Source organism: Ureibacillus sp. FSL K6-3587 (assembly GCF_038593165.1).
Classification (GTDB): domain Bacteria; phylum Bacillota; class Bacilli; order Bacillales_A; family Planococcaceae; genus Ureibacillus; species Ureibacillus suwonensis.
In genome coordinates, this window is the sequence record NZ_CP151969.1 from 3,228,984 (window position 1) to 3,244,139 (window position 15,156).

The window sequence follows — 15,156 nt, forward strand, 5'->3', positions numbered from 1 at the left end:
ATTTTAATTAACAATTGGCTCAAATTTAACTTGCGAAACACAACTTGAGAAACCACAAGCAAGGTGAGCTCAATCTATTATTTTCTTATTTATGGGAAAAGTCTTACTTTCTTTCCCATCCCTTGCATCCTGAAAAAAACGCAAGCATCTCTATATGCTACTGAGGTTTCCTGTCCGCCCTCCGAATGAAAATAACCGTTGTGAACATTAGCACAATGACCGTTATCAATAAAATTACAAATTTCCTTAATAAGAACGGATCCCAAACGGGCGGCTGGAATAAAAAGATGTGCGGCCATGGCATAAATTCCCCTAACGTTACCACTTCTAAAACCGTATAAATAAAAATAATGGTAAGGGAAATCTCAATGTTGTTGATCAGCACGATAAGGGATGTTCCAAAAAACATATAGAACAACACTAAAATCATGAAATGAATCACGTTCAAAGCAGATAATGAAGACATCCCGTATTTCAACACAAATGCGGTACACAGAAGAAAAACCCCGATGATATTGATAATAAAGTATCTGAAGAAGTCAATCCCAAACCGTTTGGAGTAATAAGGAACCAATGTTTCCTGCGCACCTTCTTCATACATTTCGCTCAGCCGATACATCAGACACCAGCAAGAAAATGGAATGAAAACGCCTTGGATAATAATTATATTGTCGTAAATGCCGCTTTGATCCCTTGGAACAAGCAGAATCAGCAACAGAGATAACCCAAACACCACAACCGGGACAAAAAAAGTGAGCCCCATCGTCTTTCGGTCAAATAAAAAGGTGGCATAAATGCTTTCTAAGTAATCCCTCATTCTAGTTCACACCCCTCACAACGGCCAAATAACCATCGATCAACCTTGGTGAAACTTGCCTTGCCCCTTCTTCTCCTTCTTTCGCGAAAACCCGCACATTCACGCCATCTTCCTCTTCCAGAAGCTGAACCACTTCCTTTTCCGCCATGATGCAATCCAATTCTTCCGGTGATACATGATATTCCCAAACATATCCTTCCGCATTGGCTTTAAGATCGGCCGGCGTTCCTTCAAATAGTACCCTCCCGCTTTTTAAAATGCCGATCTTTGTACATAAAAACTCAATGTCTTCGATAATGTGCGAGGAAATGATGACGGTATGCTCCGAACCAAGATTTTTTAACAAATTGCGGAAGCGGATCCGCTCTTCAATGTCCAATCCCGCTGTCGGTTCATCAAAAATGAGGATCGACGGCTTTCTCATCAACAGCTGGGCAATACCTACCCGCTTTCTCATTCCGCCGGATAATTCCATCATTTTCTTATTTTCATGCCCCGCCAGATTCACCTTGTCGATTGCCTCTCTTATGGCTCTTGCCCTCTCCTTTTTATTCAACATGCCTTGCATGATGGCGATATGATCCAACGTTTCCACCACACTAATTTGGGGATAGACCATAAAATCTTGGGGCAAGTATCCGATCAGGTGATTGGCCTTCACATACCGCCCTTTCACATAATTCTCTCCGTTGATTTCTATTATTCCTTCATCCAAGGAGATGAGACTTGACAATATTTTCATCAACGTCGTCTTACCGGCACCATTGGGCCCCACTAAACCGTAAATCCCCTCCATCTCCAACGTAACATCCGATAATATTTGATATTTTCTGAACCGTTTCTTTACTCCCGAAACCCGGATCATCTTCTTCCCTCCTTAAATTCCTGGAATAACTTTTCTGTTTTCACCCAGCTGTCCGAAACCTTGTCCATTTCCTTGTACCATAGCAAAAGAAATTGTTTTTTCTCTTCATCCGATAGTTGAAATAATTCTTCATATATATGTCTAACCGCTCTCTGTGTTTCTTGGTCATACTCTTCAAAGTGTTCAGGTAAATAGGTATGAAAATAATAGGAATTTAACATTTCCAGTTCTAATTCATTTCGAATCAAATAGGTCAACAATTGATTAAATGCTACAATTTGTTCATAAGAAGAAAACTCCCGCTTATCATAATTCCAAAGTAAAGCTTTCAACAAAACTTCAGGCATATTCACCAATGTATACGGGGATGCAATACTATACAAAGTATGGGTTTGAAACAGCAAATGATCACTGCTCAAATAAGCGTTTGTTTCCCAAGTGGGATTGAGAAATATTATTTTTTTCGGAAGTTCCATATCCTGTATTTGAAACATGTCCACTAATTTTTTATGCGCTTGGATCAGATAACTTTGAAAAATCGGCCAATTCTCAGTGATATCCTGCCAGTCATTTGGATACACGATTTCCCATTCATCGATTTGTTTCTTTAAAAACATGCCGGCTACAACGGTAATTCCCCCGGACACTTCCCCGCTGTACTCCCCTTCTTTATTTCGCGGCAAATTCGTATAAAATGGCACGTCCCCCTTAAAAGATAAGGTATAGTGGACCGGTTCTTTTGTTTGCATGGACAAATCAATCGTGCCCTCATTCGTAAAATAGTCAAAATCAAAAGGCGGATGTTTGGCTTTCATTGGAATCCAACTGAAGTAATTGGGCAAATATAAATAGTTTGAGGAAACAGGGAGATGCGATGAATTCTTCATTTGATAATAAAACGTCAATTCATCTGTTGGATCATTGGCTGTTCTTTCCACCACTACAAAATCCCCCTTTTGGGTAAACGGCAAATTTTGGCCTTCCTTGTCCGTCACTTTTTTCACATCAAAAAAATGGTAGAGCACAAAGGATAATGTTGGATTTTGTATTTCATCCAAGATGACCTTCGTTTTGGCTTTTGTCCCGTTCCTTGCATCCAATTGAATGTCATATCCCTGGATGGAATATTGTAAAGTATCAGGATGAATGGTTGCTTTACGGGTTTTATAATACAATGACTCTTGATCATAATCGGCATAACTAAAGGCAAGCTTTCCACCTTCAAATATTTTAGGAAAGATAACGGAATTTCCTATCAATAGGAAAACGATCATCATTATAATGATCAACTTCTCCGGTACTGTGCGGGTGGTCTTCAAAACTGCTGCAAAAACCGCCATTATCGCCAGGACAATCCAAAAAAAGATCTTCATATATACAGATAAACTGAGATTATATCCAACTACCTCTTTGAATACAGCGCTGCTATTCAATGGACCGATGTAAAACAAACTTTCTGCATCAGAAAATGAAAATTGACGAAAATAACGAGAAAACAATTCTGTATTCATCGGTCCAATCGCCAGCCAGACAACCATCATAAATACGAAGCTGATCTTGTTTTTCCCAAAAAGAAGGGCTGTGAATATCCCCAAGAAAAAGGCAAGCACAAACGGCAAAAACCAATAAACGATGACATAAGACACGGTTTGTGTATAAAAAGAGGAAAACGGAATTTCCCACGTACGGTAAAAAAAGAAAATCAAAGCAATCTGAAACCCGATCAAAACAACCAGAAATAATAGATGATTACAGAATAAAGCCGTTATTTTGAATAAAGTGATCCGGAAAGATCCAACAAATAAATTGTTGGCGCCAAACTTATATTCATCGGAAAATAACTTATAAAAGAAAATCATAAATAGAAGCATAACCGCCTGCACGATTAATGTCATTTCCCCTACAAAATTTCCGTAATTTGTATATCCAAAAAAGTCATTTTGTCTAATCACAAAACGGAAAAACAGCATAATGACCATGAAAAGAAACGTTCCCAAATACAGAAAACTTTTCAACATTTGTTTTGCATAAAATACCAATAAACTGAAAAACATGCTCATAAAAAAATGACACCTCCTCATGAATGGATTAGAAATGGCTTTTTTGCTTATGTTATTTTTGAATGAATAGCCTATTGAACGCTGACGGAACAGCCTTAAGCTATTACTATGATAGATTTTTTGAATATTTGGTTTATTTTTTATGTTTGATTGATTTTTAAATGAATTTTATTTTTGATATGATTTGACTAGAATATAATAATGTAAATATTAATCCTAAGAATATTAAATAATTAGATGTTGTTATAAAATCACCACTATTATTTACATAAGGGTTTGAAAAGAAGTATAAGATAAAAATAAAAAATAAAATATAAGTTAGCATTAACAAGCGATTGTTTAAAAAATCAATCCATATTAATTTAATTAGATTAATTTTTTTAATCAATTTACTCTCCACCTTTTATAATTGAGCATTTTGCATATTTTTTGACCCAAGAGCCATAAGGATTTCAAAGACACAAAAAAGGACTTCACCCCTAAAATGTAGAATTTTTGAAGTGACGAAACCACAAAAATTCAAAAGGAGGAAGTCACTTTGTATATTCTACAAGAAAGCCTATTTTCCTTTGAAGAACTGCAAAAATTAGAGTCAAAAGAGAAATTACCTATCTTTTTTAGCTCGCTTGATTTACGCCCTTATGCTAAACAGTTGAGAAGTTCTTCACCCCGAGGGGCTGACGGTCATTCCAGAGAAGGGATTCTAAGGGCTCTCATCGCTGCCCCATTAGAAGGTATTGATACTTTTACTTCTCTTCACAATCGATTAAAAAATGACCTGCGTTTTCGTTACCAATGTGGTTTAGATATTAGCAGGCCTGCACCATCCATCTCTACTCTTAGCCGAGTATTTTCTTCACTAACCAAAACTGGACTTGTGAAAAGAATCTTTCAAGATCTCGTCCAGTTAGCTCAAGAGGAAGGAGTAATTGATGGAAAACATCAGGCTATCGACAGTGCCGCCATTGATGCTTATGAAAAGAAGCAGCCTAAGAAGCGAAGTGAACAAACAGGCAACGCCAATTGGGGGGCAAAGTTTGATTCCTTCGGTAATAAAATTACTTGGTTTGGCTATAAGATGCATCTTTCCGTTGACACCAAAAGTGAATTACCAATGGCGATTGAAGTAACCCCTGCTCATATCAACGATGGGGATGTCGCACCACAATTAATTGAACAAGTAAAGAGTTGTACAAACTCTAAAATTGATTTCCTGATAATGGATGGTGGGTACGACCAGCTAAAAAACTACGAATCCGCCAAGAACATCGGGGCTCAAGCTATTATTCCACTCAATTTGCGTAATGAAAAGGAGCCTCCCGAAGGAATTGCCTCCAATGGAACCCCACGCTGTTCGATGGGGTACGAAATGACTTATTGGGGCGCCAATAAGGATCAGCTCAAATTCAGATGTCCACACGCAACCGGAAAAGTGGATTGCCCATTAGGAATGGCAGCCTGTTCATCCTCCAACTATGGAATGGTAGTAAAAATTAACGTGAATAAGGATCTTCGCCGGTACTCTAATCCACACCGCGATTCCAAACGTTGGAAAGAACTTTACAATGAGCGAACCAGTGTAGAACGGTGCAATTCAAGAATGAAAAGTTATCTTACAGCGAACTCCCTGCATGTGTGGGGAATCGATAAAGTAAAAACTCATATTTACTTGAACGCCATCGTATTACTGGTTTCAGCTCTCGCAATGGCAAAAGAGAGTAAAAAGCAACAAACCGCTTAAAAAATTTTTAAAGCGAAAAATTCTGCAAGTACGCCCAAAAAAGGACAAACAGAATATTTGTAAACCAAAGATACAAAATACCCCAATTTATTTGGGTTTCTTTTAAAACTCTTTTTAATAAAAATCTAATTTTGCAAAACTCTCAGATAATTATCAACTTACTTATTATCTATCAAATAAGAATGTTTTTGGCAAGCAGAAAATGTAAATTTTGGCAATTAATTTATGTAGATCCAAAAAATAAAAAAACCACTTGCCAACATTCCGACAATACACTACCCTCCTAGTTGGGCAAACAGTTCAACGGGAGGTATTGAAGGAGATGTTAGCAGTGGCTGAAATCAATTATATCAGACATCAGGCGAATCAAAAAGGATGTTCCTATTCCGATATTGCCAAAAGAATGAATCGGGACCCAAGAACGGTGAAGAAATATGCGGAAATGGAAGATTTCACTCCGAGGAATGTGAAACAAAAAAGAAAAGCCAGGGTCATGGATCCCGTTAAACCTATACTCAATCGATGGATTCAGGAAGACTTGACAAAGAAGAAAAAATACCGAAGAACAGCCAAACGCATGTATGAAGTTTTAAAAGAGAAATATAGCTTTACAGGTTCCTATCGCTCTGTTCGACTCTACGTATCCAAAAGAAAACAGGAACTTCTCGAACAAAGTGAAGCGGCGGCGTTGCCACTGGAGACAAAAATGGCAACGGCTCAAGTGGATTTTGGTGAAGCCCCTTTTCTCTATCAGGGGAAACATATAGACCTTCCTTACCTAGTTCTTTCATTTCCTTACAGTAATGCCGCTTATATGCAAGTCATGCCTTCCCAAAATCAGGAATGTTTTTGGGAAGGATTGAAAAGAATATTTCATCATGTAGGTGGAGTTCCAAAAATCATCCGTTTCGATAATTTATCACCTGCGGTGAAAAAAATATTGCCAGACGGCGAAAGAGAACTCACCGAAACATTTGAACGGTTTGTTTTACATTATGGCTTTGAATGTGAATTCTGTAACCCTGCCAGTGGAAATGAGAAAGGAAATGTAGAGTCAAAGATAAAATATATCCGAAACAACTTCTTCTTACCGGAACGAACCATTTATGATCTGGCAATCTTTAATCAATCTTTATGGGAAGAAGCGGAGAAAGATTGGCATCGCCCCCACTATCAGAAAGGGCGGAATATCGATGAATTGTTTATGGAAGAGAAGGAATTCTTTCTTCAATTGCCGGCCAAAGAATTTGAATGCGTTCGATATGAACAGGCCACAGCGGATAAATACGGTTTTATCCGTATTGAAAACAATCTGTATTCCACTTCCCCCCGTTTTGCCAAACAAAAGGTTTTGGCAAAGATCTCATATCATGAGATTGCTGTTTTAACGGAAGATCAAGAGTTGATTATCAAGCATGAACGTTTATATGGCACAAAACAGAAATCGATGAAATGGCAACCATATCTTGCCCTAATGGCAAAAAGGCCAAACGCGTTGAAGTATACAGATTTCTATGAAAAGATGCCGGAAGAATGGAAAGCGTATTTTTCAAACTGTACTGTTCAAGAAAAGAAAGAAGCCTTACAATTATTAGCCGTTTTATTAAAAGAACATGATTTTGAAGTTTCTACGCAAGCCTTGAGGCTTGCCTCCCAATGGCCATCCCAACGTGGAATCCATCAAACAAGTCTTTTATCAATTAATCAATGGAAGAGGCATACAGGAACCGATTCAAATGAAAAGCAACATCCCGAAAATGCCGGAAGCCCCTCGGGGAGTGAAACATTATGACCGCTTATTCGGCTCCCAAGGGGGCAAGATGTAAATGGAAAAGTTCATTAGGGAGTATGCCAAAAGATTGAAATTAAGCTGGATTCCGGCCAATTATCAAACCGTCCAGGCAACCACAAACGAGGAATTCCTATTGAAACTGTTTGAACAGGAAGTACAGCACAGAGACGAGAGAAGAACCAATTTATTATTAAAACAGGCAACATTGCCAAAAATTCCGGAAAAAACTTATGATTGGCGGGATATTCAATTGGCCCCGGGCATTACAAGAGATTATCTATTAGAAGGAAGATTTATTGATAAACAGGAAAATCTGATTTTCTATGGAGGGGTAGGAACGGGAAAAACGTTTCTTTCCACCCTCATCGCCCTGAATATAATCAAAAAGCAAGGAAAAAGAGTGAGGTTCTTTACCGCAGCTTCAATAGTAAATGCATTATTAGAAGCAAATGAAAAAGGGAACATCGGAAAATTTTTGAGACAAATAGAAAAACTGGATCTGTTGATCCTGGATGAATTGGGTTATATTCCGTTGCATAAACAAGGGGCTGAGCTGTTATTCCAGGTGATTTCCATGTGCTATGAAGCGAAAAGTATCATTGTCACAACAAATTTACAGTTTAGCCAATGGAATAACGTCTTTGGCGATCCGATTTTGACGGAAGCGGTAATCGATCGGCTGATTCATCATTCTCATTTAATTATTTTCAAAGGAGAGAGCCATCGTTACAAAGACTCAATTTCGCAATATTAAAAAAGGAATTCGGCAAGTGGGCTCGGCACTGCATTTTTAATTGCCATTCCATGCATTTTCTGGGCTCTTACGCATATTTGGTGAAGGTCCATAATTTTACTTTTATAGTATAATAAAAGAAAAGGGGTGATGAATGATGAATCGTCAAATCCATTGGTCTTCACCAGATCCTTTCCTAGAAGTTCTCGATATTCAAGAAGAACCATCCTCCATTACCTTTATTGTTCGAAGCACTCATGAATCCTGCCCTTGTCCTCATTGCCAAGTACCTTCCACACGTCCACACAGCCGATATACACGCATGATTCAAGATTTGCCGATTGCCGGAAAAGCTGTTTCCATCCTGCTTTATCCATACTACATCTAATATGACAAATGAAGAAATTAGCAAGTTATTAAACATAAGTAAAAGAACTGTGGAACATCATGTATCATCTATTTTAAAAAATTGGATGTCAACTCACGGGTCGGAGCAGTAGTCAAAGCAATGAAACTGGGAATATTGGAATAATCAAAAATGAAAAGCAGTATCCATTTTTGAACATCTTAAGGTTTTCGTTAATAAGTAAAAAACAAACCTACTTTAATCTGGAAATTTGAAAAATTTTCGATTCCTATAAACACAAAAGAGGAGTCTATTATTTCAATGAAAAATCAAAAACGACAAAACCCTTGATATGAAAGGATTTTGACGCTCATTGAAATCTTATGAAATTCTAAATTGGAGACTGCGGGAGTCGAACCTATTAGCTGAGTAAATTATTAACTAAATTAATATTTACAAGCAATTGTTTCACACTTTAAAAGTAATAAAATTTAAATGCCATTTAATTAACTTTTAGTGAGGACGAGTTTTAATATTATTAATGAAATCTAATCTAATTTTTCAATGCGAATATAATATAAAGTAAAACTCATATATTTTTGGAGTATACACCAAAGTTCTTTTCACAAAATATTTTGGTCGTCTTTAATAAACTGGATGCAAGAAAAGTATTCGGATAATGGTGTGGATATTTGCCCTCTTATTCCCTGCCAAGATTTGGCGTACATAACGAACGTCCTCATCCATGTTATTCCTCCTTTTCCTCTTCACTTAATAAAACGGAATTGACGTTGAAAAAATCTCACTTGATCAAAAAATAATTATCGATGTCCAAAAAAATTGAAATCCGTAATCGTTCCCTTTCACTGATTTTCTATATTTGCGCTATAATAAGATTAGAAAATAATTTTATGTAAGAAATATGGGGGAAATATGTTAGAAGTCTACATCGATGGTGCCAGCAGCGGAAATCCCGGTCCGAGCGGAATCGGTTTGTTTATCAGAGGGGAAGGACATTCCATTCAAATCGGAGAGTTTATAGGCGATTCAAACAACCATATTGCGGAATTTATCGCCTTGATTCGCGGATTGGAAGAAGCGAAAAAACTGGGAACGTCTTTCGTCTCGATCCGTTCCGACTCGAAAATTGTGGTAAGTTCCGTTGAAAAGCAATATGTGAAAAACGAACTGTTCAAACCGTATTTGGAAACCGCATTGAAACTGATCGAAGAATTTGAGCTGTTTTTTATCAAATGGATTCCGGAACAACAAAATAAAGCGGCTGATATGCTGGCGCGCCAAGCAATCCGAAAAGGGATTTAAACAATTTAATATAAAAAATAAATGGGATTCTTCTTTATTCAAGTAAGAATCCCATTTTTATCTTCAAGCAATTTTCTTTGTTCAACTTTATTCAATAGAGCCCCGATTGCTCCGGAAAATCCGCAATCATTCAAGAAGATGGGCGTATGCTTTTTCAAAATGGTGTAATTGGCGATCACTTCTTTTAAATGGTCGTTATCCGCCAATGTGGAACCAATGTAAATGATGGTTTCGGATTTTTTCATATCCGCATATTGGATGCTTAAAGTCGTAATCACTTCCCCGACCAAAGCTTGGATGGTCGCAAGCAAGTCAGGAATCGGATACGAATTGTGATTTAATATATTCACCTTTCCAAAATTGCTTGCCGTCAAATGTCCCTCGATTGGAGGTTCCATTCCTTCGAAAATATCCTTTACAAACAAATCAATGAATTCCCGTTTCCCCTGTTTTGCGATTTTTGTAATTTCCCTGAAATCCGTAAGTCCTGTAATGATGGTGGAGAGGCCGGTTAATGTGCCGCCGCCAATGCCTGTCCCACCGACGCGCACATGATTTTCATTTTCCATATAATGAATGCTTGTGCCTGTTCCTACATTTGTAATGATGCTTTTTTGAATATTATGGCCTTCTTTTTTTAATAAGTATTTTACCCCTTTGATTGTCGCATCAAATTCCACAACATAGTCGATGGATTTATTGGTCTTCAACTTGGATAAAAGCTGTTCGGTTCTGCCGCCGGTAATTCCGATTTCCTCAATTTCAGGAAGGGATTCAATCCATTCTTTCACCAATGACAAATCTTTTGATGGGAACGCTTTAAAATGGAATTCATTATGATCGTCCAAGAATGCTACTTTCGTTAAAGTGCCGCCTGCATCAATTCCTATTGTATTCCTCATAGACTTTCTCCTTTATTGATTCCCTCTCTACACTTTAACTGGATTAATTTTTTATTGCAATATTTTTTTACAATTTTATTAAAATTCAAAACAAAAAAGAATGATAGTAAAATTATATAATTTTTGTGGATAAAATTAAACTTTTACCCCTTCTCTTGCAAACAAATTTCTTCTTTTGAATTCTTTGATTAGTCTGTGCTTATATCTGAATAATAATTTACATAAAGATTTTTCATATGTATCCAATGGCTGCCCATTGATTGTAAACTGGCTCAACGCCTCGGCATCCATCAACAAATTTTGCAATGTCATCACTTCCGTTTTCGGCATGACACATTGATGCAGGCGGTTGATGCGGGAAATTTGTTTTAAACCGGAACGGGTGATCAACACTTTATTTTCAATATCTTCGGCCACTTTCCGTAAATATTCGGCCAACTCTGCGTTTGGCAGAACTTCAACATAATCCGTCTTGATAACACTGCCGTCTTCTTGAACGAATTCCCGTTCTTTTTTTATATACGATAAAGACTTATGAATGGTATCCATTGAATGGATGCTGATTTTTGAAGGGAAAATTTCACCGGTGATATATGTTAAATATACCTCGGCTGCATTCTCGCCGTGATGGACCTCACTCAAATATACAGCAAATTGGTTCGTCTTTTGTCTTTCAATGACTTTATGGCCGTCTACAGATTTAAAAATTTGAAATAATGTCTTTGCATCATCCAGTGCCCGGTGCTGTTGAACCGAAACGATATCGAATTTTTCCATCAATTCGTTCAAACTCGGTTGCACCTTGATTTGATTCTCAATCATATATTTTTGTTGAAAATCGACCATTGGATATATAAAACGCCGTTGGATTCGATTGCGGAAAAGTTCCTCTTCTAAAATTTTCCTGTCAAATTCGCCAAAGGTAACGAAGATGGCATTCCCTTGGCACCATTCCTTGAACCGGTTGATGACTTGTTTGAAGGAAGGGGCCGATAATAAATCTTCCGTTTGGATGCCTGTTAATTGCTGTATTTTATTGCTCAATTTTTTTAATTTATACGGCTGAATCAATTCCGAGAAAAACTCAACCTCATCATTCGGCAGCCATTTCACCGCCCCTATTTCAATGATGTGCTGTTTTCCGCGGACTAAAGCCGCCTCAATATCCAAAAAAATATAAGTTTCCTTTCTCACAAGTGAATCCACCTTTTTTCTATCAATCTATCCCCTCCCATTGTATCGGAAAGTTGAAAGAAAAACACGCAAATTTACACAAAAATATTTCCGGTGTTTATTAATCAAAGGATGAAAATAATAACTTTTTCTTGTCCATAATAATTTCAGAGGTTTTGTTTTTCTTTTTGAAAAAATTAATGTAGGATAAATAGAAAGGGTAATGATCGGAGGATTATTTGTCATATGAACATGAAAGCACTCGAAAAAGATGCCATGAGAGTACTGAAAGAAACGAGTCGCACCTTTTATATACCGATTACTTTTTTAAAGAAAGATTTGAAAACGGCTGTGGCGAATGCTTATTTGATTATGCGCGCTTTGGATGAAATTGAAGATAACGAGCATCCGGAGGTGACAAACGAAACGAAACATTTTCTTTTAATGGAAGTAAGCGGGTTGTTAAAGGAAGAACCTTTTGATAATGAATGTTATTTGCAACTATTGGAGCCTGTGAAGCAGTACATGCCTGAAGTGACGATGCGCATGAATGACTGGATTTCTTTATTGCCCGCGGGATCCAAAAAAATCGTCTGTGATGCCGCCAGCGAAATGGCCTTTGGTATGGCGAAATGGGCAAAAGCCAACTGGCAAGTCCGGACAAAGGAAGATTTGGACGATTATACATATTACGTTGCAGGACTTGTCGGTGTCATGCTTTCAGATTTATGGGAATGGGACAGTCAAGTCAAAACGGACCGCGATTTGGCAATCGGATACGGCAGGGGCTTGCAAGCGGTCAATATTTTGCGCAATCAACACGAAGATATGGAAACACGCGGCGTAAGCTTCATCCCCCAAGGATGGACGAGGGAAGATTTATTCCGATATACCGAGGAAAATTTGCAAAAAGCCGATCAATATATGGATGATATATCGAAACGTTCCATTCTGTTGTTCTGCCGCTTACCTCTTGCCCTTGCCCATAAAACATTGGATGCTTTGAAAAATGGCAAGGAAAAAGTGAGCCGCAGCGAAGTGGAAGAAACGGTAAAAGAAATTTTGGCAGAATGAAAATACGGCTTATCCTTAAGTGAAATGCTGATTTACACTTGAGGATAAGCCGAAATTTTTTAGCGGAATCTTCGACAATCCTACTGGCGGAATGTCCATCCCTGATTGGATTTCCCGCTTTACACCCGTTTTCAAAAAAGAGAATGAGTGAATGAAAAATGACCCATTCATCATTCCCTCTTCTTCCAAACTATTGCATCATCTTTCGCAGGCGTAATTGTCATGGTCCCGGTCGAATTTGCTCTGATAAGCAGGATGACCTGCCGGAACACCATCCGGATAAACTTTTCTCAATTCGGTACAGTTTTTGAAATTTTCTGTTCCCCCAGATGTTGCGCCTCTATCCGACTTCTGTTCAGATGTTCCGCTTGATGAACCGGAAGACGATGTTGAAGAGCCACCCGATTGCTTATCAAAGTCCCCCTTCGTCGTCCCTTCCGGACCATAAGACCATAACCCCGTTCCCTTTTCCCGCGCTTCTCTGGCGAATTTTCTAAAATATTCGGCATAGGTTACATCAGGCGGATAAGTGGATGGTTCTGCATAGCCATTTAATACAAGATCCGCATTAAACATTTTTGTCCGGATTTCATTTTCATCCATCAAATCGGTCGGAATGTCCAACCAAACGATTCTCAAAAGCCTGCCATATCTGTCCGTTTCTGAAACGTCTTTTTGCAAGTATACTTTTTTCCCTTCCAATTTTGATTTCGTATAATTGCTCGCTTCTTTCCCGTAAGGTTCCGTACGGGTAGTGGATTCAGGGGTGTTGACGCCTATTAATCGAACTTTGCTGCCATCAGAAAGTTCGATTGTATCTCCATCTACCACCCGTGATACGGTAGCCGCTGCTAGACCCAAGTTTTGCAAAAGCTTTTCCTTATCCTGTCCAACTGTCCCCTTCTCATCCTCTTTATTCACTTTTTGTTCTTCCGGAAGTGTTTCCTTTTCTTCCTTATGGTTTTCAAGTTCCACATCTTCCGGTTTTTCAGTGTTCCTTTCTTCGGAAGCCACGTCTGTCTTAACGGTTTCTTCTTGTCCATCCATATTGGCCAGCCCTATCATTGCAACAGCCAATCCAATAATGAAGATAACGGGAGGCATTTTTGAATGGACTTTTAATTGTTTGTTCACCTTCCATTCATAAAGCCCCCAAACGGCAATTCCTAATCCGATCGCCAATACCGGTTGGATCAATGACAGCAGTAAAGCTATAATTGCCAAAAAAAACCAGATCCACTTTTTCATACATTCAATTCCTCCACAAACTGAAAGCCCTTCGTTTTTAAAAACCGCATATGATGCGGGAATTTTTCAATGGTCTCTGAACAATCGATATCGGTAAAATCCAAGTGTCGGAATTCATTTCCAGGGAAAAAGACAGATAAAATGCATCCATATGTCTTGGATTCCTCCGAAAGGGACTCATCGTATACATGGATCAACACTTCATCGACCGGCAATAAATGAAAAAACTCTCTGGCGATTTTTAATGTACAACTGCATACATAATCTTGATATAGTTGAAGATATTTTCCCTTTGCCATTTTCCGTTCAGAGAGCTTCCCCGTTTTTGTTAAAGACAGAACATTGACGGGAACAACCGTACGATTTAATATATCCAATTTCACAACAGCACGAAGACCTTCAAATTCAAACCGGACTTTGCTTCCGAGTTCCTCAATCTCTTCAAAAGGAGCATATTTGGTGATGACGGCCTGCCAAGCATCCTTTTGATGCTCCAGAACTTTTTCCGCCAATCTTTTGTCATTCTCCCAAGTTTTATATATCTTTTCATCTTCCAATTTGGCAAGTTCGATATCTGCCAAAATGGCTTTCTTCCGCGCTTCCACCCTATTGAACAATTTATCCCTCCAAGAAGGCGAAAACTGATCCGCCTTCTGTTTCAATGCTTTTACCGTAGGGCCCTCTTCGCTATGAATGTCAAAGGGAGGGTTGGAAGATGCAATTTCATGCCAATTGATCGGGGAAGAAACGCGTTCATGGAGATTCGTCAGGGATTGAATAAGCGTTTCATACATGCCGACTATCTCTTTCGCTTTCTCCTGTTCTTGAAGTTTTTGTTGTTCTTTTAAAATTTTTTGGTAGTTTGTCCGGGATGTTTTGGAACGGGAAGTGAGTTGTTTTTGATAAGACAAGCCGCTTCCGGGGATTCCCGCACTAAACGTTGTCCCGCGGCTGCTCGAACTAATCCGCGCCCCTTTCCCGCCGACAGAAACGCCGACCCCCTTTTTCCCGACATTTAACCTCACACCTGGAGCCAATTTAATACTTTTTCGGAATCGAAACCCCATAATTGCCATCACTCC

The 15,156-nt window shown here is 38.5% G+C and carries 12 protein-coding genes and 2 pseudogenes; 7 read left to right on the plus strand and 7 right to left on the minus strand.

Annotated features, from left to right (window positions below):
- Positions 1 to 157: 157 nt before the first annotated feature.
- The 3 genes from NSS77_RS15960 to NSS77_RS15970 are packed head-to-tail and all read right to left on the minus strand — an operon-like array spanning position 158 to position 3,742.
- The gene (locus NSS77_RS15960) at positions 158 to 817 is read right to left on the minus strand and encodes a hypothetical protein (protein ID WP_342469623.1); all 660 of its coding nucleotides are present in this window, start codon (positions 815 to 817) and stop codon (positions 158 to 160) included.
- Position 818: 1 nt separating this feature from the next.
- Positions 819 to 1,682: an ABC transporter ATP-binding protein gene (locus tag NSS77_RS15965; RefSeq protein WP_342469624.1), complete on the minus strand. Its 864-nt coding sequence runs from the start codon at positions 1,680 to 1,682 to the stop codon at positions 819 to 821.
- Positions 1,679 to 3,742: an ABC transporter permease gene (locus tag NSS77_RS15970; protein ID WP_342469625.1), complete on the minus strand. Its 2,064-nt coding sequence runs from the start codon at positions 3,740 to 3,742 to the stop codon at positions 1,679 to 1,681. The genes NSS77_RS15965 and NSS77_RS15970 overlap by 4 nt, the downstream gene beginning before the upstream one ends.
- Before the next feature lie 538 nt (positions 3,743 to 4,280).
- On the opposite strand from NSS77_RS15970, the gene NSS77_RS15975 reads away from it, so the two are divergent.
- The 6 genes and pseudogenes from NSS77_RS15975 to NSS77_RS16000 all read left to right on the plus strand — a co-directional run bounded on the left by NSS77_RS15975 (position 4,281) and on the right by NSS77_RS16000 (position 9,677).
- Entirely contained in the window at positions 4,281 to 5,483 is a 1,203-nt protein-coding gene (locus tag NSS77_RS15975; protein WP_342469626.1) for a transposase, read from the plus strand.
- 322 nt (positions 5,484 to 5,805) lie between these two features.
- Positions 5,806 to 7,309: pseudogene (gene istA, locus NSS77_RS15980) on the plus strand (IS21 family transposase).
- Positions 7,310 to 8,029, plus strand: coding sequence for an IS21-like element helper ATPase IstB (istB, locus tag NSS77_RS15985; RefSeq protein ID WP_340435756.1), 720 nt, complete (start codon positions 7,310 to 7,312; stop codon positions 8,027 to 8,029).
- Positions 8,030 to 8,165: 136 nt separating this feature from the next.
- Positions 8,166 to 8,396: a transposase family protein gene (locus NSS77_RS15990; RefSeq protein ID WP_342471312.1), complete on the plus strand. Its 231-nt coding sequence runs from the start codon at positions 8,166 to 8,168 to the stop codon at positions 8,394 to 8,396.
- A pseudogene (locus NSS77_RS15995) lies at positions 8,395 to 8,540 on the plus strand (LuxR C-terminal-related transcriptional regulator); the annotation flags it as partial. The gene NSS77_RS15990 and the pseudogene NSS77_RS15995, both read left to right, overlap by 2 nt.
- A gap of 747 nt (positions 8,541 to 9,287) precedes the next feature.
- A complete protein-coding gene (locus NSS77_RS16000) occupies positions 9,288 to 9,677 on the plus strand; it encodes a ribonuclease HI family protein (protein ID WP_342469627.1) in 390 nt (129 codons plus the stop codon).
- Between the two features lie 38 nt (positions 9,678 to 9,715).
- Here the strand turns inward: NSS77_RS16000 and coaW are convergent, their stop codons facing one another.
- Complete coding sequence (coaW, locus tag NSS77_RS16005) at positions 9,716 to 10,579, minus strand: type II pantothenate kinase (RefSeq protein WP_342469628.1); 864 nt, start codon at positions 10,577 to 10,579, stop codon at positions 9,716 to 9,718.
- Positions 10,580 to 10,714: 135 nt separating this feature from the next.
- On the minus strand, positions 10,715 to 11,773 hold the full coding sequence (locus tag NSS77_RS16010) for a 3'-5' exonuclease (protein ID WP_342469629.1): 1,059 nt from the start codon (positions 11,771 to 11,773) through the stop codon (positions 10,715 to 10,717).
- Positions 11,774 to 11,998: 225 nt separating this feature from the next.
- On the opposite strand from NSS77_RS16010, the gene NSS77_RS16015 reads away from it, so the two are divergent.
- Complete coding sequence (locus NSS77_RS16015; RefSeq protein WP_342469630.1) at positions 11,999 to 12,826, plus strand: phytoene/squalene synthase family protein; 828 nt, start codon at positions 11,999 to 12,001, stop codon at positions 12,824 to 12,826.
- Between the two features lie 198 nt (positions 12,827 to 13,024).
- On the opposite strand, the gene NSS77_RS16020 is transcribed toward NSS77_RS16015, so the two are convergent.
- Together NSS77_RS16020 and NSS77_RS16025 are read right to left on the minus strand one after the other, a co-directional pair.
- Positions 13,025 to 14,074, minus strand: a complete 1,050-nt coding sequence (locus NSS77_RS16020) for a thermonuclease family protein (RefSeq protein WP_342469631.1) — start codon at positions 14,072 to 14,074, stop codon at positions 13,025 to 13,027.
- Positions 14,071 to 15,141 (minus strand): DUF4236 domain-containing protein, encoded by a 1,071-nt coding sequence (locus NSS77_RS16025; RefSeq protein WP_342469632.1) that lies wholly within the window; start codon positions 15,139 to 15,141, stop codon positions 14,071 to 14,073. Before NSS77_RS16025 ends, NSS77_RS16020 begins: the two co-directional genes overlap by 4 nt.
- Positions 15,142 to 15,156 lie beyond the last annotated feature (15 nt).